Annotated in this window: 4 protein-coding genes; all 4 read right to left on the reverse strand. The window is 63.9% G+C overall.

Annotation, left to right across the window (positions count from 1 at the left end; translation table 11 throughout):
• On the reverse strand, nt 1-376 hold a 376-nt coding region (locus tag ACYVDE_RS21875; protein WP_460503658.1), incomplete at its 3' end, for a hypothetical protein.
• Entirely contained in the window at nt 373-789 is a 417-nt protein-coding gene (locus ACYVDE_RS21880; RefSeq protein ID WP_460503659.1) for a hypothetical protein, read from the reverse strand. The genes ACYVDE_RS21875 and ACYVDE_RS21880, both read right to left, overlap by 4 nt.
• Nucleotides 790-811: 22 nt before the next feature.
• Nucleotides 812-1,198 carry a hypothetical protein gene (locus ACYVDE_RS21885; protein ID WP_460503660.1) on the reverse strand — a complete coding sequence of 129 codons (387 nt, stop codon included), beginning with the start codon at nt 1,196-1,198 and terminating at the stop codon, nt 812-814.
• A 116-nt stretch (nt 1,199-1,314) separates the two neighbouring features.
• Nucleotides 1,315-1,656 (reverse strand): hypothetical protein, encoded by a 342-nt coding sequence (locus tag ACYVDE_RS21890; protein ID WP_460503661.1) that lies wholly within the window; start codon nt 1,654-1,656, stop codon nt 1,315-1,317.
• Nucleotides 1,657-1,721 lie beyond the last annotated feature (65 nt).

Here is a 1,721-nt window from a genome sequence, read left to right on the forward strand (position 1 = left end):
CGAAGCCGGCTTTCTGTCCCACGCGGATGCTGTCGATGCTGCCGCGCTTGCCCCGAAAAAAAACCGTGCGCCGGGCGTCCGGCCCGGTGAGCGGGAACCAGGCGGCGGCTGCGCCCTGCATGCCGTTGCGCGGAATCGGCTTGCCACAGGCCCGGTTGGCGGCTGCCTGCGTGAAGCCGCACCATTCTGGCGATTTGCGCACGTAGGGATTACCGCCGCCGGCCACAATAATCTTGTCGACTAGCGGGCCGCGGTTGTAGCCCGTCGACTCGGTGGCCGTGAGGCGGGCAGCGAGCCAGGGCAGGGCGCAGGTCTGGGCGTGCAGCTGTAAGCTAATAGCTAACAGCAGGCAGCTAATAGCTAATAGCTTTCTCATACCACCAACGCCGCGAAGAGCAGGGCCGCGGCGGCCCGAATGACGTTGACGAGCTGCAGGTGATTGTTGACGGCAAACTGCCGTTCGGAGGGCAGCAGCGCGAATTGCTTGCTGTAGCGCACCTTTGCCCAGCGCGTGGGAATGGGGTGCGTCAGGTGCTGCACCACCCACGGCAGCAGCACGGCCAGCAGGTAAGCGCCGGCGAAGGTGATAAACTTCGAGGCTACCATGGCCGACGGTACCCAGCCGCTGGCCTGCTGCCCGGCGGCTACTTCGGCGCCGCTGGCAGCGGGCCCCGGCGCAGCAGCCGCTTTGTACAGCCAGGTCACAGCCTGCGGGAAGAACTGCGCGCCAGCCAGCATGAGCAGGCCAAGCGCAAAGAAGAGGAGGTAGGGGAGGGTTTTGCGGAGCATGAGCAGAAAAATGAAGGATGAATTATTTGCGGGCCAGGAATTCGGTGAGCATGGTGGTAAGGTGGTCGATTTTGCGCTCCATGTCTGGCAGGCGCTTCAGTTCGGCCTGCATGGTGGCAATGCTGACCTCGAGCTGCCCCACCTTGCCCGCCGTTTGCTCCAGGGCCTTGCAGCGCCGGTCGGCATCGGCTTCCACGCGTTTGATTTCGGCCAGCATCGTGGCGGCCAGTAACTCACGGGCCTGGGTGTGGCCGGTATGGAGCACGTCGTGCTCCACTAAGCGGGTCTCGTTTTTTTTGAGCCGCTGGGCGGGCGTCATGCCGTCTTCGCGCACCTCGCGGCGTACGGCCAGAAGCAGCACGGCCAGCAGGCTCAGGGCGGAAAAACAGAGGGGGAGATAGGCAAGCATGGGCGGGGGATGGTAGAATTAAAAGGAAGGCAGCACGCAGGCCGGGCAACTGCGGCACAGCAGCCCCACGGCGGCGGCCAGCAGCAGCCAGCGCAGCAGGCGCCACGGATTGAAGCTCACAGCAGGTCTTCGACGGTGGCCTGGTCGCCGAAAAACTGGTGCAGGTACTCACTGGCCACGGCGTAGGCCTGGCGGTAGGTCGTGGTATTTTCCTGCATCATCAGTTCGCGCGGCCGCATGATGGGAGCCGTGGCGGGCAGCGCCTGACCCAGCCCCTGCAGCCAGTCACCGGACGGCTGGCCGTTCTCGTCCATGACTTTATAAGCCAGCGGGAGGTAGCCGGTGTTGGTAATGGTGTTGGCGATGACACCACCGGCCCGCACGTAGAGGGTTTGCGACGGCAGCGCGTGCTGATTCAGTAGAGCCGAATCGTGGGCGAAAGTGAGTTTGAGGGCCATTGTTAGGAGCTGAAATGAATTTGGTCGAGGTAATTCCGCACGTTGGGGTTCGGCCCACCGGGGGC

The organism is Hymenobacter agri, from assembly GCF_054778495.1.